The following is a 1,406-nucleotide window of genomic DNA, read 5'->3' as shown; positions in this document are numbered from 1 at the left end:
GCGCGCCGCCAAGCACGCCGGCCTCGACCCCGCCAAGGTGCGCACCCACTCCGGCAGGAGCACGAAGATGGAGGAGCTCCTCAGGCAGCAGGCCCTAGACCCCGCCTCCCTTACCGACAACCAGATCCTGGACATCATGGGCTGGAAGAGCATGGGGTCTGCCGAGCCCTACAAGAACAGGCAGGACAGGGTGACCGCCGTCGAGAACTGGAAGAGGCTCGAGGTCGCCAAGGAGCAAAGGCACGCCGATGATCAGACAACCTGAGGAGGCGCTCGAGCACATCAGGGAAAGCGCCAGGAGCGGGAAGCGCAACAACCTTCGCACCCATGTCGCCAGAGCAGCCACGGCATGCGACCTCGCCTCCTTGGCCGCTTGCATCGAGTCGCGCTCGCTGCTGTCTCTCTGCAGCGACCTGAGGGAGTCGATGAGTCCGCAATCCTTTCCGACCTTTTGCGCGGTCGCGCTGACCGCCATGTTCTCGGAAGAGGAGCTGGGCGACTACTTCTTCGACGTGCTCGTCTCCATGCACGAGGACGAGGCGGCCTGGGTGAGGCGCGACATGAAGAGGCTCTACAGGGAGATAACGGGGTCGGTTTACTGTCTCAATCACATGACGACCAACCCCTTGCCCCGTATCTATCACGACGCGTACAGGAGGCGCTTCTACCTGCGCTATCGCTTCCCGGTTCAGATCAGGGACCGCGCCGTCGAGGCCATCGAGCGCCGGGAGCCCCTCGCAGCTGTCTGCAGGGAGTTCGAGGAGAAGTACCACGGGAGCTTCCATGACTCCTTTTTGATGTGGCTCGACAACGCGGTTGTCGAGGAGGTGGGCGAGGAGGCGTTCGCGGCGTACGTGCGCGACATGGTGGAGCAATACGCCTCGGGGTTGCCCGGGCGCTGCTATCTCCACTTCAGCTACGAGCGCCTGACCACGTACATCTTCGGGTACTCCAGGCTTCCTGTCTCGGAGTTCCGCAAGTACAAGGCGATAAGGCCCCACTCCGGCTGCGACAGCTACCGCAGGCTGCACGAGATACTCGCCAGGGAGATGCTGCCCTACACGTACGCCGTGACTCAGAACCGCACCGCCGTCTACGACTTCTTGGATCTCAGCGCTGAAGAGCGGGCCTGCTACGACGAGAAGGCTGTCAAGGTCGACAGGAGCTTCGTCCCCGCCGGCCTTCTTGCCGCAGGCGACTCCCAGTTGGCGGTGCCGGAGCTGCCGGGGGGCGTCAGCTTCGAGGAGCTCCTCGGCGCATGCGACGCCTTCTTTGCCGGCAAATACCTGGCACCAGACTCTCCGAGGGGGCCGATCTTGCCCCTCCACAGATTCCGTCGCGACTTCAAGGAGCACTTGGCAGCCGAGGACGCGAGGATGTGCGCGGCATTCAGGATGACGAGGCGG

General features: G+C 63.7%; 2 protein-coding genes. Both read left to right on the top strand.

All coding sequences use genetic code 11. From position 1 onward, the window contains the following. Positions 1-265: hypothetical protein (locus ACTNBB_RS09060; protein WP_441057989.1), on the top strand; the 265-nt coding region annotated here is incomplete at its 5' end. Next, a partial coding sequence (locus ACTNBB_RS09055; RefSeq protein WP_441057986.1) for a hypothetical protein occupies positions 249-1,406 on the top strand: 1,158 nt, incomplete at its 3' end. The genes ACTNBB_RS09060 and ACTNBB_RS09055, both read left to right, overlap by 17 nt.

Source organism: Collinsella sp. HCP28S3_B9 (assembly GCF_052066095.1).
Lineage (GTDB): Bacteria > Actinomycetota > Coriobacteriia > Coriobacteriales > Coriobacteriaceae > Collinsella.
This window is presented reverse-complemented; position numbering and strand designations above follow the sequence as displayed.